The 910-nt window shown below is 38.9% G+C and carries 1 protein-coding gene; it reads right to left on the minus strand.

The genetic code is table 11. The features are described from left to right. Positions 1-604: 604 nt before the first annotated feature. Positions 605-910, minus strand: a 306-nt coding sequence (locus AWN68_RS13360; protein WP_157716213.1) for a hypothetical protein, incomplete at its 5' end; no start/stop codon positions are given.

The following is a 910-nucleotide window of genomic DNA, read 5'->3' on the forward strand; positions in this document are numbered from 1 at the left end:
AATGTGTACTAAAAACGTACACAAAACGATCACTTATAGCACAGTATTTTGATGAATCGGACAGAATTAAGAAACGAGGATTCCTATGACAGCAAATTTTCCGAATAACTTTTTCGTATGTGGGGCATCTGGAAGCTCATGGGTTAAATCTTGACCAGCCCAATGTGCGTAGTGGATACCTTCCTTCCAAAACTTTGAAGTGGTTACATCATAGAGATATTTCGGGTCGGTCTTGGCTGTTTCTTAGTGCCTACTGGACGCGTGAATAGTTTTTAATTTCCATATCCCATTTGGTTCATATAGTTTTGAATATCTTCCTTGGAGGTGTAGAAAGCCAGCTCTGAAGCTGGAGACGATTCTAAATCAGTTGACGTGTCTGATGTAGAGTACGAAGAAGTTAAATAGTACTCGAATTGATATAGATGAGGAGCCAACTGTCGAAAGACGGTTGGCTTTTTTGTTTTTCAGGGTCTGGAGAACAACTTTCATCTTAATGCAAAAAGAAAGCCACCCATATGGGCGGCTTTCTTATCTAAAATTGACCTTAACTAAACTGAATTGACTTTGCAAATAGTGTCTTCGGTTAGATTGCTCTAGACCAAGACTATTCTGATATTCTGTAATATTTTTGACCTGATACCTGAGTAAGAAAATCCGCTTGATTTACCAATTGTCTTAATTCATCGTTTTCAGTAGTTAAGCCCTGAGTGACCAACTCATTCTCGGCATTAAAAACCTTTACGTAACTTGTTTGTTCGGCATCATATTCAGCATATGCTCTCTCTGTGATAGTTAATCCATCGTCAGGGAAGATGTTATCGATTTCAGCTCTCAACTCAGCTTCCTCGATTGAGGCTAAGCTTCTGTCAGAAACTTCGTTTGACTTTATTGCTCCTGCTTGAAACAATGT

It is taken from the genome of Roseivirga echinicomitans (assembly GCF_001592935.1).
In the GTDB taxonomy this organism is placed as follows: Bacteria; Bacteroidota; Bacteroidia; order Cytophagales; family Cyclobacteriaceae; genus Roseivirga; species Roseivirga echinicomitans.